We start from the raw sequence: 20,267 nt of genomic DNA, 5'->3' as shown, positions 1-20,267 counted from the left end.
TCACCGCCACACCGCTGGCGATGCTGTCGGCGGCGCATTTGAAGGCCATGGTCTGCGCGCCGATCTGCACCGTACCGCTGGACGGAATGTAGGCGCCGCCGAGGATTTTCAGCAGGGTCGACTTGCCTGCGCCGTTCTCGCCCATCAGCGCGTGCACCGAATGCGGCCGCGCTTCAAAGCTGATCTGCGCCAGGGCTTTCACACCGGGAAACTCCTTGCCGATGCCATTGAAACGCAGGGCTGCACCGCTCATTTCCACAGGCCGATCTTGGTCAGTTCTTCCTGGAAATTGGCGCGGGTGATCAAGGTCACTTCGTCCATGGCGGTGTATTTGGCCGGTTCCTTGCCGGTGGTGACCCACTCGTACATCGCCAGCGCGGTGTTATAGCCCTCGATATGCGGGCTGGGCAGCATGGAGCCGAAGAAACCGCTGTCGGCTTTCTTCAATTCGCCAATGGCGTCGGTGCCATTGATGCCGATGCCGATGACGTTGGCGGCCTTGAAGCCGGCACTTTCGGTGGCGCGCACGCCGCCGAGCACGGTGTTGTCGTTCATGCCACCGATGATCAGGTTCTTCGCTCCGCTCGGCAGCTTGACCAAGGCCGAGTTGGTGGCGTCCATGCTGCCAGGTACGTCGAGGGTTTTCAGCGCAGCGGTGAGGATGTGGTCCTTGGGAATACCGGCCTCCTCGAGGGATTTGATCGAGCCGTCTGTACGCTTCTTACCGGTGTCGAGTTCGTTGAAGGTATTGATCACCGCATAGGTGTCCTTCCAGTCCCAACCGCGTTTTTTCGCTTCGGCGGCCATGGCGGCGCCCTGCTTCTGGCCCACTTCAAACGCGGCCATTCCCAGGTATGGCACGTCTTCCATGAAGTTGCCCTTGGCATCGACAAAGCGGTCATCCACGGCCATCACTTTCAAACCGTTGACCTTGGCCTTGGCAACGATGGCCGGGCCCAGGGACACGTCCGGCGGGCAGATCACAAAACCCTTGGCGCCATTCGCGGCCAGGCTGTCGATGGCCGACAAGGTCTTTTCGCCATCGGGCACGGCGATCTTGATCACAGTAAAACCATGCTCTTTGCCGGCTTTTTCCGCGAATGCCCACTCCGTTTGAAACCAGGGTTCCTCGGCCTGCTTGACCAGGAAACCGATCTTCACTTCTTCAGCCGATACCCAGCCGCAGAACGCCATTGCCAGTGCCACGGCACCGAGTGTTTGCTTGAACATGGACCACCTCCTTCTTGTTATTGGAAAACGCTTTAGTCGTGGTACATCACAGACCGCCCGCCATCGATCATCAGGCAAGTGGCGTTGATAAAGGGCGCCTCGTCGGTCGCCAGGAACAGTGCTGTCATGGCCACTTCGATGGGCTGGCCAATGCGTTTGGGCGGGTGCAGGTCGAACGCACGCTGGCGTTCGGCGTGAGGGTCAGGGAAACCGTTCCAGTAATCGACGTTGAGCTGGGTTTCGATATAGCCGGGGGCGATGGCATTCACGCGGATGCCCTTGGGCGCGTACTCGATGCCCAGGGCCCGGGTAAGGCCGAGCAGGCCGTGCTTGGCCACAGGGTAAGGAAAGCAACCGGGAATGATGTGGCTGGAATGGGTGGACGCGATATTGATGATGCTGCCGATGCCCTGCTCGATCATGTGCGGCAACACCGAGCGGCAGCCGTACCAGGCACCGTCGAGGTCGATGGCGAAACAGCGGCGCCAGTCCTCTTCGCTCATCTCCAGCGGGTCACGGAACACGTTGACCCCGGCACAGTTGACCAGCACATCCACGCGGCCAAAGCGCTCGATGGCCAGGTTGACCAGTGCCTGCCATTGATCCTTGGAAGTAATATCAACCGGTTGGGCGTAAACCTGCGCACCGTGTTCGCGCCAATGAGCGGCGATTTTCTCGACTTTGTCGCCCTGGATATCCGCAATGATCAACCGCGCCTGCTGGGCCTGGAAACAGGTAACGATGGCTTCGCCAATGCCTTGGGCGGCGCCGGTGACGATCACCACCTTGTTCTTCAGCCGCTCGCCATAAGTCGGCTCGGGCACGGCGGGTAGGGACAACGGTTGCGCCTGCATCGCTTCACCTTTTTATTTTTTGTAGTGAGTGCTGATGCTGGCGACTATAAACCCATCGCCTGAAATATCTCAATATATAAATTAAGATCCCATATATTGAGAAAAATAAAAAAATGTTCGAGCGGGTTAGCTGTGGCGAGGGAGCTTGCTCCCGCTGTCTGCGCAGCAGACTCCCGCTTTTGGGGGGCGCTTCGCACCCCAGCGCAAGCAAGCTTGCTCGCCACAGGAAAGCTCACATTCTGGTTTTAGTGTTTACATAAACGAGGCTTCAGCCTTGGGCAAAGTCGCGCAGGGCATCGCCTTCCATGCGATAACGCACCCATTCTTCCTGAGGCTGGGCGCCTATGGATTTGTAGAAGGCAATCGCTGGCTCGTTCCAGTCCAGCACGCTCCATTCAAAGCGCCCGCAACCGTTGTCACAGGCGATCTTGGCCAAGTGGCGCAGCAACTTCTTGCCGGCCCCGCCGCCGCGTTGTTCCGGGTTGATGTACAGATCTTCCAGGTACAGGCAGTTACTGCCCAGCCACGTCGAGTAACTGAAAAAGAACACCGCAAAGCCAATCGGCAAGCCGTCGCGCAAGCAGATAAGGCCATGGGCCGTGGCGCCTTCGCTGAACAGGCTGCGTTCGATATCCACCACGCTGGCGATCACTTCATGCCGGGCTTTCTCGTACTCGGCAAGTTCAGTGATAAAGGTCAGGATCTGCGCAGCATCGCTGGGCACGGCGGGGCGAATCTCGATGGTCATGGGCGAGCCTTGGGCAAATTCAAAGGCCACATACTAAGACGGTTTGATGGCCGTTTGCAGTGCAATTGATGCCAATCAGCACGTTTCACTCCGGCGCGGGGTGAAGCAAGCATCAGCAACAACAGAACAAAGCCTGGGGACGCCCATGGTAAACAATGGGCATAAATCCAACGATCAGAGACCTGCTCATGCACGCCACGCCACCAGTGGGCACGAAGACATTCGCGCTGTTCTGCCTCGCCAGTTTCCTGCTGTCACTGTCTTACGGCTCGACCTTTTTGTTGTCACTGCTGATCCATGCCCGTGGCGGTAATGAACACGACGCGGGCAGTGTCATTGCCACGGCAATGCTCAGCACCTTCGTAGCGGTGGTGCTTTCCGGGCATCTGGCCGATGCGATGGGCGCGGCGCGAGCGATTGCGAGCACCGGCCTATTGTTAGTGGTGGCCTGCCTGGGGTTTGCCCTGACGCCAGGGTTTGGCCAGGGCTTGATGCTGTTTGGATTGTCCCTTGGCTTGGGCTGGGGCGTGTTCTATACCTTGGGTCCGATCATCGTGACGCTGCTGGTGGAACCCCGCCAGCGGGCCAAATATTTCGCCTTGCTCTCGGGCAGTATGTTGAGCGGCATAGGTTCCGGCCCTTTGCTGGGACGCGCCGCCACTGCGCTGGACCTGCCCCTGACAACGGCGTTTTATATTGCCGGGCTCGCCAGCCTCGCCGGGGTGGTGATGTTCTGGCGCATGGGCTCTCGGTTGCGACAGCACGCGAATGTACCGACATCCAGGATTTCCTGGGCTGCAAGCCGCCGCGTACTGTCTTCCAAGGCGGCGTTCGCCATCCTGATGGTTGGCCTGGGTGGCTGCGTATTCGGGGGGCTATCTTCGTTCCAGACCAGCTATGCCGTTGCCCATAAGCTGGACTATTCGCTGTTCTTCGCGGGTTTCCTGACAGCGGCAATTATCAGTCGCCTGCTGATCGCCGGTTTCGTGGTCAAGCGCGATGCGTACCAGGCTGCCTGCGTATTATCCGGGGTGATGCTCGGCGCGATCACGCTGTTCGCGTTTGGTGTCAGCGGCAACCTCAGTTATGTGCTCGCCGCCGCCACGCTAGGGATCGGGTATGGCCTGACGTATTCGGTGATTAACGGCCTGGTGGCCAACGAAGCGCCCAGCGGCACCACTTCCCAGGCGTTATTGCTGTTCAGCCTGGCGTACTTTATCGGCGTCTTCGGGTTTCCCTGGTTCGCAGGCAAGATCATCGTCGACTTCGGCCTTGCGACAATGATGCTGAGCGTACTGGTGATCGCCGCACTCAACTGGACGATCACAGTGGCGCGCTTGGTAGCGCGCCGACTATCGGCACATAAAGTGATACATGTGAGCTGATACCGTTCGTCGCCATCCCGGCACGATCGGCAAACGCGGGCAGACCAATACAGGGTAAGGACATTAATCATATGGAGACACCCTGATGAAAAATTCCAAATTTGCTGCCCTCGCCCTCACCGGCCTGTTGTCTGCCGCGTCCTTGAGCGCCTTTGCGGCTAGCTCGACCACTGGCCCCACCGATCCAACGCCGGACGCCACTACCGAGTCGCAAAAATCCATGGGCACCGGCCTGGATACCAACGGTGGCGCGATCATCGACAACAGCGCCGACCCACGCACCAAAGGCAACGACACCCAGCGCCAGGCACCGCCTGCCGTAGGCAACGGCAAGATGGGCCCTGGCACGAGCAACAATGAGCCGAAGATCAACAAGGGCGACGACTCGAACATCCCCGGCGCGCAGAAACAACCAGCGCCTTGATGCACCCTTGGTACGACCAACACCCGACCATTTCCCAGTGAAGAGGTACGCATGAACGTCGATAGAAACCTTGAAAAAGAAGTCCTCACCCGCCTGCTGCACGCCCATCCGCAAGGCTTGGGCAAGGAGGTGCTGGACAATTACCGCGGTGAAAAAGAGGTCGCCAGTGTCTTGGCGTTCCTGCAGGACCGCGGGCTGATCAAGGATGGGCATGTGACCACCGACGACGCCGGCGAATACGCGTTGAACCTGCCGATCAAGCTCACCGCTTCTGGTGTGGATGAGGCGCGCAAGCTCGACGCTCAAAGTACTCAGTAATCCATTTCTGGCCTGGCCCCGCGACTGGGGCCAGAGGGAGTTTTAGCGATGCCTCGTGGAAGCAAAGCCAAATACACCGACGAACAGAAACGCAAGGCCGCTCATATCGAAGACAGTTATGAGCATAAGGGGTTGCCCAAGGACGAAGCCGAAGCCCGCGCCTGGGCGACCGTCAACAAACAGTCCGGCGGTGGTGAAAAAGCCGGCGGATCAGGCAGGCGCAAAGCACCGGCCAAGAAAACCCAGGACCGGCAGGAATCGGCCAAGCGTGCCGCTGCCAGCCGTGAAGGCCACCCGCGCAGCAGTGGGGCTTCGCTGGGTACGCAGACTAAGGAAAGTTTGATGAAAGAGGCGAGGGCCAAGGATATTCCTGGGCGCTCAACCATGCGCAAAGATGAGTTGGTTCAAGCGCTGAAAAAAGCAGGTTAAACGCAGAACCCGTTGTGGGAGCGGGCTTGCTCGCGAATGAGGTGTGTCAGTCAGCACATGCTTTAACTGATACACCTCCTTCGCGAGCAAGCCCGCTCCCCTAGGGTTGTGCGTATTTATTCAGCCAGCAATGCGTCGACTTCGGTGACGCCAGGTGAAGTGGCCGGCCCCCAACGCGTCACCGCCAACGCCGCCGCTGCGTTCGCTCGACGCGCCGCCTCAACGGGTTTCAAGCCCTGCGCCAACCCGGCGATAAATACCCCTGCATGCGCATCCCCCGCACCATTGCTGTCTACCGCCTGCACCTTGAAGCCAGGTACATGCTCAGTCTCTACCCCGCGCCCTACCCAGCAACCATTTGGTCCATCACGCACAACCAGCAGTGCCTGCAAGTGCTGATTCAGCATGGGCAGCGCCTGACTCATATCCGCCGCCCCGGTAAACGCGAGGGCTTCAGGGCCATTGCTGGTCCAGATGTCGATACGCGGCAACAAGGCACGCATCAACGCCGAGTCCGGCGCCTTGACCAGCGGGCCCGGGTCGAATACCACCACGATCTCTCGCGGAAGCGCCAGCAGCCAGTCAAGCAACGGCTGCGCCTTACCTTCAAGCAGCAAGCTGTAGCCACTGACGTACACATAATCATCGATACGCGGGACGATCTGAGCCAAGTCGTCGGCACTCAGCTCCCCCTCGGCGCCGAGATGGGAGATGAAGGTGCGTTCGGTGCTCGCTTCAGTCAGCGACACGCACAACCCGGTATCTTTGCCAGCGCTGGCCGCCAAGGCCATTTCAACACCTTCGGCCTGCATCGCGGCACGCGCCAGCTCGCCAAAGCGCCCATCGCCATGGCGGCCCAGATAAACCACCGGCAACCCATTGCGCCGTGCCGCAGCCATTACGTTGAAACCGCCACCGACTTGGAAACTGGCGGAGTTGGCCAGCACGTCACCGCCGCTTGCCGGCAGGGTGTCGAGGCCCATGACCAGGTCGACAATGACCTGGCCGGTGTGCAGCAATCTAGACATTGGCGCTCTCTGCTAAACCCGGACGACGGTCAGACGCTCCGCCCAAGACTGCATATATTCCGCCAGCCACCACGAAGGTCACGATCCAGCCGAGCCCGTTGTGGCCCAGCCAGGAGTCGGACAGCGGCCCGGCAAACCAGATGTTTTCGGCGGTGGTGCCGATGGTGGTGAAGCTGAACCCCAGCACAATGGCCACGGCCCAGGCGCCAAATGCACGCCACTCCACGCCACCGCGATACCAGTAGGCACTGCTGGCGCTGACGTCCAGCAGGTCGGTGGGGCTGTAGTAATGACGGTGAATCAGGTCGACCACGAAAATCCCAACCCACGCCGTGATCGGCACCGCCAGCAGCGAAATGAAGGTAATGAACGGGCCATAGAAGCTATCGGCGATCAGCATGAAATAGATGGAGCCGGCAAAAATCGCCACGATATCAACGATCACTGCATGCACGCGCTTGACCTTCAAGCCCAGGGTCAGGGTAGTGAGGCCGGCCGAGTACACCGACAGGTTGTTCGACAGCAACAGGCCGCCGAACGCGGTGATCAGGTACGGCACGGCCATCCAGGTCGGCAGCATGTCGCGGATCGCGATGATGGGGTCGGTGGCCGATGCCAGGTCATTGTTACCCACCGACAACAGGCCACCCAGGGTGATCAGTAGCACCAGCGGGATACCTGCACCAAACGCGGCGGAGGCCACCAGGCGCACGGCCTTGACGCTGCGGTGCTGGTAACGCGACATGTCTGCACCGGCGTTGGCCCAGCCGATACCGGTACCCGCAGCCATGGTGCCTACGCCAATGATCATCGCGCTCAACGGCGCCGGGGTGGCGTTGAACACCGCGCTCCAGTCGATGGTGGCACACAGAAAGCCGCCCACCAGAATGTTCAGGCCGCCGAATACGTAGGTGGCCCACTTCTGGATCACCAGCAACGTGGCGTGGCCCAGGCCCGATACGGCCAGGGTCAACAGCACGAAGATGGCAATGAAGATCAGGGTGAGCACCGGCGCGCTCTTGGCCTCCACTGCCGAGCCGAACAGGATGGAGCTCAACGACAACAATACGAAGGCTGCGGTGGTGGTGTTGACGGTTTCCCAACCCAGGCGGGACATCAGCGACACCAATGTCGGGCCGATATTGCCGCGCACACCGAAAATGGCGCGGGACAAGGTCAAGCTGGGCGCACGACCACGGCGACCGGCGATGGAGATGATGCCCACTACGGCAAAGGAGCCCGCGGCGCCAAGAATCGCGACGATGATCGCCTGCCAGATGGCCAGGCCACGAAACGCCACCAGCGTTGCACCAAGGGGCAAACCGAGGATGCTGATATTGGCCGCGAACCACACCCAGAACAGTTGCAGCGGATGACCGTTGCACTCGCCTTCCGGGACCGGCTCAATGCCGCGTGTTTCCAGTTGCCCGGCGGTTTGGCCGGAAGAGGGGCTGCTCATTAAGGGGGGCTCCTGATGCCTGTATTGTTGTTGTGGTTGTGGCAGCGAGTCGAATCTTTATCCAGTCTTCCTGACCCAACGCTTTTGAATGTGGGAGCTGGCTTGCCAGTTCCCACATTTGGTTCCGTGTTTATCGCAAGGCCAATAACCCTTGGGCCAGCGGCTGCAAGTCCAGGCCATTGACCCGCTTGACCTGTTCAACCAACGCCTCAGGCCAGCACTGCATACCCAGGCACGCCCCCAGCATGGCGCCGAGGATCGCGGCAATGGTGTCGGTGTCGCCGCCCAGGCTGGCCGCCAGGCACAGGGCTTCGAAGGCGTTCATATCACCCGACGCCACTTGCTGGGCCAAGGCAAACGAGACCACCACCGATTCCTGAGAAGCCACCGAAGTACCAATCAACTCGTAAAGCAGGTCGGCAAACAACGCTTTGTCGCCGCTGCCGACGCTCAGGGTGCGAGCCCAACTGATGCGGGTAGAAATGCGTCCGCCCGCGATCCAGTGACCATGGCTTTCGGCCTGTCGGGCAATCTGGGTCCCGATATTCAGGGCTTCCCCCAGGTCCACGCCATTGATGCCAGCCGAGACCACCGCCGCCACGGCCGCAGCGCTGGAAATACCCAGGTTGGTGTTATGGGTGACCTGGCATGCCTGGATCACCGCCTGGATAAACCGCGCCGGGTCGCTGACATCGACGGCGATGCCCACCGGGGTGATGCGCATGGCCGCACCATTGGTGGTGCCGTAGCGCCCGGATTCCTCCGGAGTATGACCGGCGAGGATCATGTCGATTGCGCGTTTGGTGGACGGCCCGAGCAAGTCCTGGGAACCCTTGGCGCGCATCCCCGCTTCCCAGTCGATCAGGCGCTGGGCAAGCACGGTGGGCTCGATCTTGCCCTGGCCTTGCACCAGTAACTCGGCAACCAGGATGGCTTGTTCGGTGTCATCGGTGATGGAACCGGCAGGCATGTTGGGCGCAATGGGCTGGTCCGCGTCGGCATCTTCCAAGGCGGTGATAGCACCGAAGCGCTTTTGTACCTGCTCGCGGCTCAAGGATTGGGTGGGCATGCCCAAGGCATCGCCCAGGGCCAGGCCATAAAAGGCGCCAAGTGCGCGATTTTCTCGGCTCATTTCGACGCTCCAAACTGCAGATGCAGGCGAAAGTGCAACGGGTCAAGCAGGCTTTCGACATGCTCCATGAAACGCTCGCGACGATCATAGGTGGTGCGCGACGCCTTGAGAAATACCGTACCGCTGGGGCGCCCGAGTAATTCGGCGTCTTCATCGCTCAGGGGTTCAGCACCGATCCACTGGTCACCGTCGGCCCCGACGTAGCCGTAGGCGGCCAGAGTGATGGTCAGGGAATTATCGATCAGCCCAATGTGGGGCAGGTTTTCCAGATCGCCAACGGCCGGCATCAACGAGCGTTCCAGCGACACCGCTGTACCGTCAGCCGTGCGCCGGAGGCGGTCAAGGGTAATGAACTGGTCGGTGCCGAAACGGCTGAACAGATCCGGGCGCGTCACGGCTTCGAAACGCAGGACGTCGGTGCTTACTTGGGCGCCCGTATCGGCCAGGGCCTGGGCCCAACCGCTGCGTTGGTCCAACACCATGCCGTCAAAGGTGACAATCGAACCGACGCCGCTCTGGGTGGCGATGTAGTTGCGACGCTTGAGCTCGGCCAGCGCCTCGCGCAGCGTGCCGCGGCTGACCGCAAACTCCTCGGCCAGTTGGTGCTCGCCCGGCAACAGAAAGCCGTCGGCCATGACTCCACCTTCGATACGGCGGATGAGCTCATCGACGACGCGTTTTTTCTTATCAAATCGAACATGTCTAATCATGTACAAATTGATAACCGAAAGCGCGCGTTTACCGCAAGAGGATTATTTCAGGCTGAAGACAAAAACCGCCTCAGGGCTCCAGGCCGATGGGGAAAAACTCCCCGCTGCTCCAGACGCCAAGCCAGTTCTGACCGTTGATCGGACGGCTCACCGCCAGCTCCACCAACTGGTAAAAAACGTTTCTATGCACTAGGGCTTCGAGGTTGGTGCGAACGCGCACATAGGGGGCGGGTTCCTGGGTGATAGGGTCGGTCACCACTCGCAGCGGGTGCTCGAGACCTGCCTCGACCTGTTCGTCGACGTTGGTGGTAAAGCGTAATACCTGGCTTTCGCCCTGCCCTTGCACTTCCAGTGTCACTGCAACAAAGGGTGCGTCATCGACACGGATGCCGACCTTCTCCACGGGCGTCACCAGGAAATAATCATCGCCGTCGCGGCGGATGATGTTGGAGAACAACTTGACCATCGGCTTTCGCCCGATAGGTGTGCCCTGGTAGAACCAGGTGCCATCGCGGGCGATGCGCATGTCGATGTTGCCGCAGAAATCCGGGTTCCACAAATGCACCGGTGCCGGCCCCTTGCCCTTGGGCAGTTGGGCCAATAGATCATTGGCCTTGGCGGAATCGGTCATGGCGGGCTCCTCTGTCTTACTGATCACTCATACCCAGCAAACCGCGGGCATATTGCGCCAGGGGGCGAGCGATCAAATCTTGTGGCGATGTGTCGTGGAACGTCAGTAAACCGCCACGACTGCGAATACGTGCAGTATCAATCAAATACTGGGTGCTGGTCTCGATCAACATGACTTGGATCACCCCGCTGTCCAGGCCAAGGCGGTCCAGGGCTTGCTGGTCGGTCCACTCGTCGGCGTTGCCGATACGGTCATCGGCTGCCGCAAAACGGCAATACAGCAGGTAGTGAGCACCGACGGCACGGGCTTCGGCCATGGCCTGTTCAAGACCTTCGGGCTGGCGGGCGCGACGCACCATGGGGAAATATTCAACGAAGCCATTGAATGCTTCCTCGGCCACCACATTGGGCCGCGGGTAGGCGCTGCCCGGCGGCACGAAGGCGCCTTGGGCGATAAATACAAAGGAATCCGGCTGTATGCGCACCGAGGCGGTACGGCGCGTATCGCTGTGATCGAGCAGCCCGGCATCGCTCATCTGATAGCGGGTGCCTTCGGCCATATCACTGACGGTCATGCAACCGCCCAGGGCCAATGACGCCAGCAGCAAAACCAGACTACGCATTCTAATCCTCCAGAGGCCGGTGACAGGAAACCGGCGAATGGGGCGTGGGATGCAGAATCCGCGCCATTCAGCTGCGCTACAAATCAAATGTGTGAACCCGCAATATCTAGCTTAGCCACCAATGATCTTCATGATCGTGGCACCGCCGGAGAACGCCACTTCCTGCTTGTCAGCCAAGGCCTTCATCAACAAGCCCTGCAACGCCGGCAACGCCTGGTGACGCGGTTGATCGAGCAAGTCACCGACATAATGGCGATTGCTGGACGACAGGCACCCATGCAGCCAACCGGTGGAGGACAACCGCAACCGCGAACAGGTACGGCAGAACGGTACGCTCTCGTTGGCGATCACACCAAAGAAGCCTTTGCCCGGCACTTCGTAGCGTACCGCCGTCGCATCGACGGGTGCGTTGGCTTGCAGGTATTCATGTTGCTCGCCGATCAAGCTGAGCAGCTGTTGCAAGCTGACGAACTGTTGCAGGAACGCGTTGGAGTCTTTGGCCAGGTGCCCCATGCGCATCAGTTCGATAAAGCGCAGCTCGTAGCCACGCGCCAGGCAGTAATCGAGCAACGGCATCACCTGGTCCAGGTTCTGGCCGCGCAACGGCACCATGTTGACCTTGATCTTGATTCCGGCAGCACTGGCCTGGTCCATGCCATCGAGCACGGTGGCCAGGTCGCCGCCACGGGCGATGCTGCGGAAAGCGTCGGCATCCAGCGTGTCGAGGGAGACATTGATGCGCCGAATACCGGCTGCCACCAGCAACGGCAGTTTACGCGCCAGCAGTTGGCCGTTGGTGGTCAGGCTGATGTCGCTCAGGCCCATCTGCCCTACCGCCCCCATGAAGGCTTCCAACTTGGGGCTGACCAACGGCTCACCGCCGGTAATGCGCAAGCGCTCGATACCCGCCGCTTCGATCAGGTAAGCCACGCCTCGGGCCATGGCCTCGGCCGACAGTTCATCCTGGGCAGCCACCAGCCGCTTGCCGTCAGGCACGCAATAGGTACACGCATAATTGCAGGCTGAAGTCAGGCTGATCCGCAAATTGCGAAAACGCCTGCCTTGACGATCAACGATCATGGATCACTCCGGCAGAGGATAATTCGGGCGCGCTAAAAGCTGACTCATAACTCAGCTTTTAGCAAGGTCCTTGCCTGAGTATATTCCTGGCTTACTGCGCCTGGCAGTAAATCGTTGCGCCATCACTGTGGCGAATGACTTACGTGGCAGGGGTGTCGCCGCTCTTCTCGGCGCCCGGCAGTTCCGGGCTGTGCTTGCGCTTGTTGCCCATGCGCACGCCGATGTCCATCAGGAATTGGAAGAAACCTTCCTGGTCTTCCAGCACATTGCTCCAGAACGGCGAGTGGTACAGCGCCACAGCGCCATGCACCAAGGCCCAGGCGGCGCAGTAATGGAAATACGGTGGCACGTCTTCAAGCTTGCCTTCGCTGATACGGCCCTTGATCAGCAGGGTCAGGCGTTCGAAGTTCGAGGCGCGGATCTTGTGCAGCTCCTCGACCATCTCCGGCACCTGGTGACCTTTGACCACCTTCTCTTCCAGGCGGTCGAACAGGCGGTAGCGCTGTGGGTCACGCATGCGGAACTCGAAGTAAGCGCGGGACAGGGCTTCCTTGTCTTTGTCGACATCCGCCGAGTGCAGCAACTCGTTCAAATCACGCTCGTAGTCGAGCATCAGGCGCAGGTAGATTTCGGCCTTGGACTTGAAGTGTTTGTAGATCGTGCCTTTGCCGATACCCACGGCATCCGCAATCATCTCGACGGTGACGCTGTCTTCACCTTGTTCGAGGAACAGCTTGAGCGCGGTGTCGAGAATTTCCTGCTCACGGCGGCGAAATTCACGGACCTTACGGGGTTCTTTGTGCATGAGGAAGAGTCTGCAAAGGTCGGAAATAGGGAGGGTTGCGCAGGGCCATGGATACGTGGCGATACGATTTACCCGGTGCGAGGGATTATCCCGACTGAACGGTCGTTGGGCAATGTCTATGTGAACCCGTCAGGCACATAACTTTCAATGCACCAACGATTTCGCCGTTATCAGTCAGAAATAATACGCAACACCTGAACCTGCCCATCAGCGCAATGAGAACTCAAGCGAAGGCCGCGTATTCCAAATCTGTTTAAAAAACGATCAATCACGACTGGACTGAATGGGATAGTGGTCAATACTTCAACTGTCGGCGCGACATCTCCCCCAAGTGACGCGTCGACCTGGGTACCGACGGACTGCGTGCCCTTGTTTTACTCCTAATGGTCTTAGCCCGGATTCACCCCCCAGAACCCGGGTTTTTTTTGCCTGGGATTCGACCGCCCTAACCGGCCACGTGGGCCAGCGGGAACAGGCGCTTGAAGTTCTCGGTAGTCTGCTCGGCAAAGCGCTCGTACGACTCACCGCGCAGCATCGCCAGGTAATCAGCCACGTCACGTACATATTCGGGCAAGTTCGGTTTGCCGCGATGGGGGATGGGCGCCAGGTACGGAGAGTCGGTTTCCACCAGCAGGCGGTCGGCGGGCACCTGGCGGGCCACATCGCGCAGCGCGTCGGCATTGCGGAAAGTGACGATGCCCGACAGGGAAATATAGAACCCCAGGTCCAGGGCCGCCTTGGCCATATCCCAGTCTTCGGTAAAGCAGTGCAACACGCCAGCCTGCGACAACGCGGCTTCACGCAGCAAAGCCAGGGTATCGGCACGGGCGCCTCGGGTGTGCACGATCACCGGCTTGCCCGTCTGCTGGGCGGCTTGCAGGTGCAGGCGGAACGAGGCCTGCTGCAACTCGGCAGCTTCAGGCTCGTAGTGATAGTCCAGGCCGGTTTCGCCAATGGCCACCACTCGCGGATGGTTGAGTTCGCCCAGTAGCCAGTCCAGAGCCGGCGCTTCGCCTGGCTTGAGGTCAAGCGGGTGAATGCCCACCGAGCAATCGACGTCGGCGTAGCGATCAGCCAGGGCTTTGACGTCGGCGGCGTTGTCGGCGCTGACGCCAATGCACAGGAAGTGCCCTACCCCACGCTGGCGGGCAGCTTCAAGGGCGACGTCGAGGGAACCGCCGTGCTGGGCAAGGTCGAGGCGATCAAGGTGGCAATGGGAATCTACGAGCATAGGAATCTGAGCTTAAGTCACAAAAGAGGTAGGGCCAACGATACACCCGTCAGCCACGGAATTTAACGGCGCCCGAGCAGGCCGACCCACTGCACCAGCAACGCCTCGAGCAACAGCACGCGGTTGAGGTTGGCCTTGCCGAGGACTTTCTGGCGCTGGGCGAGGATCCAGTCCTGGATGTTCAGCACTTTGTCCTGGGCACTTTTTTGCGCCAGGTATTGCACGACCTTGCGCATATCCGCCAAGCCCAGGCCGTTCTCATCCTGGGTGAGCTGGTAGCGCAGGATCAGGCTGGACCAGTCGCAGAACCAGTCGAACAACAGCAACAGCGGAATATCCTTCCAGGCGCTTTCGGCCAGTTGCGTGGCGGACAATTCCTGCTTGAGCAGTTTCTTCACGCCATCCACGACCAGTGCACGCTGTTCGCGCACGCCCTGAGCCTGCAGCTTCACTGCCGCCAAAGGCGAGCCAGCCGCCAGGGTCAGCAACTCGCCTCGTTCTTCTGCGCTGCATTCCGGCAACGCCTGCGCCAGCCATTGCAGGCTCATGGCTTCGCTGGGCAACGGGCAAGCCTGCTGCACGCAACGGCTGCGAATGGTCGGCAACAAGCGGCTGGACTGGTGGCTCACCAGCAACAGCACGGTATCGCCGGACGGCTCTTCAAGGCTTTTGAGCAAGGCGTTGGCCGCGTTGATGTTCATCGCCTCAACCGGCTCAATCAGCACCACTTTGCGCCCGCCCATCTGCGCGGTCTGCACCACGAAGCTCACCAAGTCGCGCACTTGGTCGACCTTGATGGCCTTGTCCGCTTCCTCGGGCTCCAGCACATAGTTGTCCGGGTGACTGCCAGCCTTGAGCAACAGGCAGGACTTGCACTCGCCACATGCCTCCAGATTAACCGGGCGTTGGCACAACAGGCTGCCCATCAGGCGTTCGGCGAGGTGGCGTTTACCGATGCCCACCGGCCCATGCAGCAGATAGGCGTGGGCGTGCTGGGCGCGCCCTGCCAGTTGCTGCCAGAGGCCGTCCTGCCACGGGTAGGACTCAGCCACGGCTACGCTCCAACAGGGTGGGCAGCAGCGCGTCGATAGCCTGTTGCACCTGACTCAGCGGCTGGGCGGCGTCCAATAGGTAATAACGTGTGGGCTCAGCCTTGGCGCGCTGCAGGAAAGCGCTGCGCACTGCATCAAAGAAGGCCTGGCCTTCCAACTCGAAGCGATCCAGACGACCTCGCGCACTGGCGCGGGCCATGCCCACTTCCACCGGCAGGTCGAACAACAGGGTCAGGTCGGGGCGCAGATCGCCTTGCACGAAGGTTTCCAGGGTGGTGATGCGCTCCATGGACAACCCCCGGCCCCCACCCTGGTAGGCGTAGGTGGAATCGGTAAACCGGTCGCAGATCACCACGGCACCCCGCGCCAGGGCCGGGCGAATCACTTCGGCCAGGTGCTGGGCACGGGCGGCAAACACCAGGAGCAACTCGGTGTCCGGATTCATCGGCTCGTCACCCGGGGTCAGCAGGACGTCGCGAATGCGCTCGGCCAACGGCGTACCACCCGGCTCACGGGTCAGCACCACCTCGATGCCCTGCGCACGCAGGCGCTCGGCCAGGTAGTCACGGTTAGTGCTTTTGCCGGCGCCTTCCGGGCCTTCCAGGGTAATAAACAAGCCAGTCACAGGCAGTCCTTAGTCAGAGTCATTGCGGGCTTTGCGGCGCGGTAGTGTCCGGCGCGGGCTCGATCGGAGCGTCGGGGGTAGGCGCATCGCTGGAAGGTGCCGAATCTTCAGGCGGTTTCACCACCGGTGCCGGGCTGGAACGGTAATCGGCACGGCGCTTGAGTTGGAACTCACGCACGGCGGCATTATGCGCATCCAGGTTATCCGAGAATATATGGCTACCATCGCCACGGGCGACGAAATACAGGCTGCTGCCCGGTACCGGGTTCAGTGCTGCATGGATCGCCTCGCGACCGACCATCGCGATGGGCGTGGGCGGCAGGCCAGCAACCATGTAGGTGTTGTAGGGGTTGGCTTCCTTGAGGTGGGCGCGGGTCAATTTACCGTTGTAGCGCTCACCCAGGCCGTAGATCACGGTGGGGTCGGTCTGCAGCAGCATGCCGATCTTCAGGCGACGCACAAACACACCGGCAATCTGCCCGCGCTCCTGAGGCACACCGGTCTCCTTTTCTACCAGCGACGCCATTATCAGTGCTTGGTAAGGGTCGGTGTAGGGCGCGTCGGCGGCACGCTTGCTCCACTCCTGGGCGAGTACATCGTCCAGGCGGTTGTAGGCTTTTTTCAGGAACTCGACATCCGTCATGCCGCGGACAAAACGGTAGGTGTCGGGGAAGAATCGCCCTTCAGGAAACACACCTGGGTGGCCGAGCTTATCCATCACTTCGCTGTCAGTCAGGCCCGCGAGGGTCTGCACGATCTTTTCATGCTTGGCCAGGGCGGTGCGCACCTGACGGAAATTCCAGCCCTCCACCAAGGTCAGGCTGTACTGCACCACTTCGCCGCGCTGCCACAGGCCGATCAAACCCTCGGCGGTAAGGCCCGGGCTCATGCGGTACTCGCCGCTGTGCAGTGGCTGGCCTTCGAGGTTGAAGCGCCAGTACAGGCGCAACCAGAATGCATCGTCGAGCACGCCGTCGGCTTCCAGACGATTGAAGGTGCCCGTCGGCGTAGCGCCAGCGGGTACGTCGAGCAACTGCTCCTGAGGCAGCTTCAGGGGCTGCTTGAGGGCAGAGTCGAGTTTCCAGGCAGAAAAGCCCACGAGCAAAGCCGCCGAGATCAGGCTGATCTGCAGCAGTAACACCAGTTTTCGTATCAACTCAAATATCCAATAGCGCGCGAACAATGCCCTGCAGTTTACGGGTGAGCGGCCCAACCGGCCAGCTCATCGCAGCGCAGCCTCGCACCGGCCAAATGCCATAAACGCTGTTGCAGACGAAGACTTCATCGGCCTGTTGCAACTGCTCCACACTGATGTCGGCCACGGCCACCGGGACGCCCAGCGCTTGTGCCTGGGCCAGCACTTCGGCGCGCATTACGCCCGCAACGCCACAACGGCTCAGATCAGCGGTTAGTAACAAGCCGTTGCTCACCAGGAAAAGATTGCTGAATATGCCTTCGATCACCCGGCCAGACATATCCAGCATCAGGCCTTCGGCATGTTCGGTATCTTGCCATTCGGCACGCGCGATCACCTGCTCCAGGCGATTGAGGTGCTTGATACCGGCCAGCAACGGCTGCTGCGCCAAGCGCGTGGCACACGCGAACAGGCGCACGCCTTCGACTTCATGGGTGGGCGGGTAAACAGCGGGCGCGCTGCCCTGCAAGATGCGGCGCACCGGGGCGCCAGGGTTGATCCCGTAACCGCGCAAGCTGTCGCCACGGGTGAGGATCAATTTGAGAATACCGTCGCCAAGGGCGGCGGCGAAGCTCAGCACTTCGTGGCGAATCAACCCGTGATCCACCACCAATGCCAAACGCCTGCAACCCTCTTCCAGGCGTTGCAGGTGACGGTCGAGCAGCAACGGCTGCCCGGCCTTGACGGCGATGGTCTCGAACACCCCATCGCCATAGGCCAGGCCGCGATCTTTCAGGGGCACGCTGTCCGCTGGCTGACCGTCGACCCAGCTGTGCATCACTCGGCGAACCGGCGGAACACCAGGGAACCGTTGGTGCCACCGAAACCGAACGAGTTGGAAATCGCCACGTCGATCGGCATGGGCTGCGCTTCGTGGGGCACGAAGTTCAGGTCGCAGCCTTCGTCCGGCTCATCAAGGTTGATAGTCGGCGGAGCGACCTGATCCCTGATTGCCATCACACTGAAGATCGCCTCGACCGCGCCCGCCGCACCCAACAGGTGGCCGGTCATGGACTTGGTGGAGCTGACCGCCAGCTTATAGGCGTGCTCGCCGAACACCGACTTGATGGCCTCTGCTTCCGCCAGGTCGCCGGTCGGGGTCGAAGTGCCATGGGCGTTGATGTACTGCACCTGGTTGGGGTTGACCTTCGCATCGCGCAGGGCATTGGTGATGCAACGCGCAGCACCCGCTCCGTCGGACGGCGGTGAAGTCATGTGGTAAGCGTCGCCGCTCATGCCAAACCCGATCAATTCGGCGTAGATAGTGGCACCACGCGCCTTGGCGTGCTCCAGCTCTTCGAGCACCAGCGCACCGGCACCGTCGGAGAGCACAAAGCCGTCACGGCCCTTGTCCCACGGACGACTGGCACGGGTCGGCTCGTCGTTGCGGGTCGACAGCGCACGGGACGCGCCGAAGCCGCCCATGCCCAGGCCGCACGCGGCCATTTCGGCGCCGCCGGCGATCATCACGTCGGCTTCGTCGTAGGCAATGTTGCGTGCCGCCATGCCAATGCAGTGGGTACCTGTGGTACACGCCGTGGCGATTGCGTAGTTCGGTCCCTGTGCACCCAGATGAATGGACAGGAAGCCGGAAATCATATTGATGATCGAGCCCGGTACGAAGAACGGTGAAATTCGACGTGGGCCAGTCTCATGCAAGGTGCGGCTGGTTTCTTCGATATTGGTCAGACCGCCAATACCTGAACCCATGGCCACGCCGATGCGGTCACGGTTGGCGTCGGTGACTTCCAGGCCGGCGTTACGCACAGCCTGAAACCCGGCAGCCAGGCCGTACTGAATGAACAGGTCGAGCTTGCGGGATTCTTTGATCGAGAGATATTCCTCGACATTGAAGCCCTTTACCGAGCCGCCAAAACGGGTGGAATAGGCAGAAAGGTCCGTGTGTTCGATCAGACCAATACCACTGCGGCCAGCCAGAATGCCCTGCCAACTGCTCGGCACATCCGTACCCAGTGGCGACAACATACCCATACCGGTGACTACGACGCGTCTACGCGACACAGCACTCTCCTTTTTCTAATGACGACACTTTTCATCGCCGCTAAAGAAAAAACCGCACGCCTTTACAGCAGTGCGGTTTTTCCCTGACAGCAAGCGACGACTACAAACTATTACGCCTGGTGGCTAGTAACGTAGTCGATGGCAGCTTGAACAGTAGTGATTTTTTCAGCTTCTTCGTCCGGGATTTCGGTCTCGAATTCCTCTTCCAGAGCCATCACCAGCTCAACGGTGTCAAGGGAATCGGCACCCAGGTCTTCTACGAAGGAAGCAGTGTTGACCACTTCTTCTTCCTTAACGCCCAGTTGCTCGGCGACGATTTTCTTGACGCGCTCTTCGATGGTGCTCATACCTTGTTTAACTCCTAATGGACAAATTCAGGCAGCTGGCCAGTGGGTAAGTGTATAGAAAGCCATTTCAGCTTTTCAACTGAAAGCTTCACCCTGTACCCGGTCGGCCACCTGCCTATAAATTAAGTTGCAGCTTTATAACGGATTTTAGACAGCTCGTATGACATTTTTTTGAAGCGATCCGTCACAATTTAACTCATGTACATCCCGCCGTTAACCGGGATTGTAGCCCCAGTCACGTATGCCGCACCGTCAGATGCCAGGAAAGTGACCACATTCGCGATCTCTTGGGCCTGGCCCAGACGGCCCAGCGGAATCTGCGTCAGCAAGGCTTCGCGCTGTGCTTCCGGCAGTTCGCGGGTCATATCGGTGTCGATGAACCCAGGGGCCACCGAGTTGACCGTAATCGACCGCGAGCCGACTTCACGCGCCAGTGCGCGGCTGAAACCTTCCAGGCCGGCCTTGGCAGAGGCGTAGTTTACTTGGCCTGCGTTGCCCATGGCACCCACTACGGAGCCAATATTGATAATTCGGCCCCAACGCGCCTTGGTCATGCCGCGCAAAACGCCCTTGGACAGGCGAAACAGACTGTTCAGGTTGGTATCGACCACGTCGTACCACTCGTCGTCTTTCATGCGCATCATCAGGTTGTCACGGGTGATCCCGGCGTTGTTCACCAGGATAGCCGGTGCACCGAACTGAGCAGTGATCTGGGCCAGTACGGCAGCCACGGACTCATCGCTGGTCACATTCAGTTCAAGACCGGTACCTTGCACGCCGTTTTCCTTCAGGGTCGCGGCGATACGCTCGGCGCCCGAGGCGGAGGTGGCGGTGCCGATCACAACGGCGCCCTGACGGCCCAGCTCCAGGGCGATCGCCTGGCCAATGCCACGGCTTGCGCCGGTAACCAGTGCAACTTTACCTTGCAGACTCATGCAGG

Annotated in this window: 24 protein-coding genes; 4 read left to right on the top strand and 20 right to left on the bottom strand. The window is 60.3% G+C overall.

Going from position 1 to position 20,267, the window contains the following annotated elements; translation table 11 throughout:
- The 4 genes from GIW79_RS19115 to GIW79_RS19100 all read right to left on the bottom strand — a co-directional run.
- The coding region (locus GIW79_RS19115; protein WP_236477398.1) for an ATP-binding cassette domain-containing protein at positions 1-253 on the bottom strand (253 nt) is incomplete at its 3' end.
- On the bottom strand, positions 250-1,230 hold the full coding sequence (locus GIW79_RS19110) for a substrate-binding domain-containing protein (RefSeq protein ID WP_014719544.1): 981 nt from the start codon (positions 1,228-1,230) through the stop codon (positions 250-252). The genes GIW79_RS19115 and GIW79_RS19110, both read right to left, overlap by 4 nt.
- 32 nt (positions 1,231-1,262) lie before the next feature.
- The gene (locus tag GIW79_RS19105) at positions 1,263-2,084 is read right to left on the bottom strand and encodes an SDR family oxidoreductase (protein ID WP_236282289.1); all 822 of its coding nucleotides are present in this window, start codon (positions 2,082-2,084) and stop codon (positions 1,263-1,265) included.
- Between the two features lie 268 nt (positions 2,085-2,352).
- Positions 2,353-2,832, bottom strand: a complete 480-nt coding sequence (locus tag GIW79_RS19100) for a GNAT family N-acetyltransferase (protein ID WP_034128422.1) — start codon at positions 2,830-2,832, stop codon at positions 2,353-2,355.
- Between the two features lie 188 nt (positions 2,833-3,020).
- On the opposite strand from GIW79_RS19100, the gene GIW79_RS19095 reads away from it, so the two are divergent.
- The 4 genes from GIW79_RS19095 (at position 3,021) to GIW79_RS19080 (ending at position 5,388) form a co-directional block, all read left to right on the top strand.
- Complete coding sequence (locus GIW79_RS19095) at positions 3,021-4,217, top strand: MFS transporter (protein ID WP_034128423.1); 1,197 nt, start codon at positions 3,021-3,023, stop codon at positions 4,215-4,217.
- An 85-nt stretch (positions 4,218-4,302) separates the two neighbouring features.
- Complete coding sequence (locus GIW79_RS19090; RefSeq protein WP_034128424.1) at positions 4,303-4,641, top strand: hypothetical protein; 339 nt, start codon at positions 4,303-4,305, stop codon at positions 4,639-4,641.
- Between the two features lie 51 nt (positions 4,642-4,692).
- Positions 4,693-4,959, top strand: a complete 267-nt coding sequence (locus GIW79_RS19085; protein ID WP_032895690.1) for a hypothetical protein — start codon at positions 4,693-4,695, stop codon at positions 4,957-4,959.
- Positions 4,960-5,007: 48 nt separating this feature from the next.
- Entirely contained in the window at positions 5,008-5,388 is a 381-nt protein-coding gene (locus GIW79_RS19080; RefSeq protein ID WP_054897938.1) for a hypothetical protein, read from the top strand.
- A 116-nt stretch (positions 5,389-5,504) separates the two neighbouring features.
- On the opposite strand, the gene GIW79_RS19075 is transcribed toward GIW79_RS19080, so the two are convergent.
- The 16 genes from GIW79_RS19075 to fabG all read right to left on the bottom strand — a co-directional run bounded on the left by GIW79_RS19075 (position 5,505) and on the right by fabG (position 20,262).
- On the bottom strand, positions 5,505-6,416 hold the full coding sequence (locus tag GIW79_RS19075; RefSeq protein WP_034128426.1) for a PfkB family carbohydrate kinase: 912 nt from the start codon (positions 6,414-6,416) through the stop codon (positions 5,505-5,507).
- On the bottom strand, positions 6,409-7,875 hold the full coding sequence (locus GIW79_RS19070; protein WP_034128427.1) for a purine-cytosine permease family protein: 1,467 nt from the start codon (positions 7,873-7,875) through the stop codon (positions 6,409-6,411). The genes GIW79_RS19075 and GIW79_RS19070 overlap by 8 nt, the downstream gene beginning before the upstream one ends.
- Positions 7,876-8,005: 130 nt before the next feature.
- Positions 8,006-9,007 (bottom strand): ADP-ribosylglycohydrolase family protein, encoded by a 1,002-nt coding sequence (locus GIW79_RS19065; RefSeq protein WP_034128428.1) that lies wholly within the window; start codon positions 9,005-9,007, stop codon positions 8,006-8,008.
- Positions 9,004-9,717 (bottom strand): GntR family transcriptional regulator, encoded by a 714-nt coding sequence (locus tag GIW79_RS19060; protein WP_057976379.1) that lies wholly within the window; start codon positions 9,715-9,717, stop codon positions 9,004-9,006. The genes GIW79_RS19065 and GIW79_RS19060 overlap by 4 nt, the downstream gene beginning before the upstream one ends.
- Positions 9,718-9,787: 70 nt before the next feature.
- Positions 9,788-10,348: a DUF1285 domain-containing protein gene (locus tag GIW79_RS19055; RefSeq protein ID WP_034128430.1), complete on the bottom strand. Its 561-nt coding sequence runs from the start codon at positions 10,346-10,348 to the stop codon at positions 9,788-9,790.
- A gap of 16 nt (positions 10,349-10,364) precedes the next feature.
- The gene (locus GIW79_RS19050; protein WP_034128431.1) at positions 10,365-10,970 is read right to left on the bottom strand and encodes a DUF4823 domain-containing protein; all 606 of its coding nucleotides are present in this window, start codon (positions 10,968-10,970) and stop codon (positions 10,365-10,367) included.
- Between the two features lie 111 nt (positions 10,971-11,081).
- Entirely contained in the window at positions 11,082-12,050 is a 969-nt protein-coding gene (locus tag GIW79_RS19045) for a GTP 3',8-cyclase MoaA (protein ID WP_019817203.1), read from the bottom strand.
- 139 nt (positions 12,051-12,189) lie between these two features.
- Positions 12,190-12,855, bottom strand: coding sequence for a TetR/AcrR family transcriptional regulator (locus tag GIW79_RS19040; protein ID WP_034128432.1), 666 nt, complete (start codon positions 12,853-12,855; stop codon positions 12,190-12,192).
- A gap of 445 nt (positions 12,856-13,300) precedes the next feature.
- Positions 13,301-14,086: a TatD family hydrolase gene (locus GIW79_RS19035; RefSeq protein WP_034128433.1), complete on the bottom strand. Its 786-nt coding sequence runs from the start codon at positions 14,084-14,086 to the stop codon at positions 13,301-13,303.
- A gap of 62 nt (positions 14,087-14,148) precedes the next feature.
- On the bottom strand, positions 14,149-15,138 hold the full coding sequence (locus GIW79_RS19030) for a DNA polymerase III subunit delta' (RefSeq protein WP_034128434.1): 990 nt from the start codon (positions 15,136-15,138) through the stop codon (positions 14,149-14,151).
- The gene (gene tmk, locus GIW79_RS19025; RefSeq protein WP_054897935.1) at positions 15,131-15,763 is read right to left on the bottom strand and encodes a dTMP kinase; all 633 of its coding nucleotides are present in this window, start codon (positions 15,761-15,763) and stop codon (positions 15,131-15,133) included. Before tmk ends, GIW79_RS19030 begins: the two co-directional genes overlap by 8 nt.
- 19 nt (positions 15,764-15,782) lie before the next feature.
- Positions 15,783-16,919, bottom strand: a complete 1,137-nt coding sequence (gene mltG, locus GIW79_RS19020) for an endolytic transglycosylase MltG (RefSeq protein WP_054922136.1) — start codon at positions 16,917-16,919, stop codon at positions 15,783-15,785.
- A 1-nt stretch (position 16,920) separates the two neighbouring features.
- Complete coding sequence (gene pabC / locus GIW79_RS19015; protein ID WP_072448776.1) at positions 16,921-17,736, bottom strand: aminodeoxychorismate lyase; 816 nt, start codon at positions 17,734-17,736, stop codon at positions 16,921-16,923.
- A complete protein-coding gene (fabF, locus tag GIW79_RS19010) occupies positions 17,736-18,980 on the bottom strand; it encodes a beta-ketoacyl-ACP synthase II (RefSeq protein ID WP_034128438.1) in 1,245 nt (414 codons plus the stop codon). Before fabF ends, pabC begins: the two co-directional genes overlap by 1 nt.
- A 110-nt stretch (positions 18,981-19,090) precedes the next feature.
- On the bottom strand, positions 19,091-19,327 hold the full coding sequence (gene acpP, locus GIW79_RS19005; RefSeq protein WP_003175607.1) for an acyl carrier protein: 237 nt from the start codon (positions 19,325-19,327) through the stop codon (positions 19,091-19,093).
- Positions 19,328-19,518: 191 nt separating this feature from the next.
- Positions 19,519-20,262, bottom strand: coding sequence for a 3-oxoacyl-ACP reductase FabG (gene fabG / locus GIW79_RS19000; protein WP_003189275.1), 744 nt, complete (start codon positions 20,260-20,262; stop codon positions 19,519-19,521).
- Between the last annotated feature and the right edge of the window lie 5 nt (positions 20,263-20,267).

Source organism: Pseudomonas sp. PA-7-1E, from assembly GCF_021605325.1.
Classification (GTDB): domain Bacteria; phylum Pseudomonadota; class Gammaproteobacteria; order Pseudomonadales; family Pseudomonadaceae; genus Aquipseudomonas; species Aquipseudomonas fluorescens_BV.
Note: the sequence above shows the minus strand (reverse complement) of the source record. Positions and strands in the feature narration are given on the sequence as shown.

Excerpts from the sequence above, each read along its gene's own strand:
- GIW79_RS19110 (WP_014719544.1), bottom strand. The coding sequence starts at position 1,230 with ATGTTCAAGCAAACACTCGGTGCCGTGGCACTGGCAATGGCGTTCTGC.
- GIW79_RS19105 (WP_236282289.1), bottom strand. The coding sequence starts at position 2,084 with ATGCAGGCGCAACCGTTGTCCCTACCCGCCGTGCCCGAGCCGACTTAT.
- GIW79_RS19100 (WP_034128422.1), bottom strand. The coding sequence starts at position 2,832 with ATGACCATCGAGATTCGCCCCGCCGTGCCCAGCGATGCTGCGCAGATC.
- GIW79_RS19095 (WP_034128423.1), top strand. The coding sequence starts at position 3,021 with ATGCACGCCACGCCACCAGTGGGCACGAAGACATTCGCGCTGTTCTGC.
- GIW79_RS19090 (WP_034128424.1), top strand. The coding sequence starts at position 4,303 with ATGAAAAATTCCAAATTTGCTGCCCTCGCCCTCACCGGCCTGTTGTCT.
- GIW79_RS19085 (WP_032895690.1), top strand. The coding sequence starts at position 4,693 with ATGAACGTCGATAGAAACCTTGAAAAAGAAGTCCTCACCCGCCTGCTG.
- GIW79_RS19080 (WP_054897938.1), top strand. The coding sequence starts at position 5,008 with ATGCCTCGTGGAAGCAAAGCCAAATACACCGACGAACAGAAACGCAAG.
- GIW79_RS19075 (WP_034128426.1), bottom strand. The coding sequence starts at position 6,416 with ATGTCTAGATTGCTGCACACCGGCCAGGTCATTGTCGACCTGGTCATG.
- GIW79_RS19070 (WP_034128427.1), bottom strand. The coding sequence starts at position 7,875 with ATGAGCAGCCCCTCTTCCGGCCAAACCGCCGGGCAACTGGAAACACGC.
- GIW79_RS19065 (WP_034128428.1), bottom strand. The coding sequence starts at position 9,007 with ATGAGCCGAGAAAATCGCGCACTTGGCGCCTTTTATGGCCTGGCCCTG.
- GIW79_RS19060 (WP_057976379.1), bottom strand. The coding sequence starts at position 9,717 with ATGATTAGACATGTTCGATTTGATAAGAAAAAACGCGTCGTCGATGAG.
- GIW79_RS19055 (WP_034128430.1), bottom strand. The coding sequence starts at position 10,348 with ATGACCGATTCCGCCAAGGCCAATGATCTATTGGCCCAACTGCCCAAG.
- GIW79_RS19050 (WP_034128431.1), bottom strand. The coding sequence starts at position 10,970 with ATGCGTAGTCTGGTTTTGCTGCTGGCGTCATTGGCCCTGGGCGGTTGC.
- GIW79_RS19045 (WP_019817203.1), bottom strand. The coding sequence starts at position 12,050 with ATGATCGTTGATCGTCAAGGCAGGCGTTTTCGCAATTTGCGGATCAGC.
- GIW79_RS19040 (WP_034128432.1), bottom strand. The coding sequence starts at position 12,855 with ATGCACAAAGAACCCCGTAAGGTCCGTGAATTTCGCCGCCGTGAGCAG.
- GIW79_RS19035 (WP_034128433.1), bottom strand. The coding sequence starts at position 14,086 with ATGCTCGTAGATTCCCATTGCCACCTTGATCGCCTCGACCTTGCCCAG.
- pabC (WP_072448776.1), bottom strand. The coding sequence starts at position 17,736 with ATGCACAGCTGGGTCGACGGTCAGCCAGCGGACAGCGTGCCCCTGAAA.
- acpP (WP_003175607.1), bottom strand. The coding sequence starts at position 19,327 with ATGAGCACCATCGAAGAGCGCGTCAAGAAAATCGTCGCCGAGCAACTG.
- fabG (WP_003189275.1), bottom strand. The coding sequence starts at position 20,262 with ATGAGTCTGCAAGGTAAAGTTGCACTGGTTACCGGCGCAAGCCGTGGC.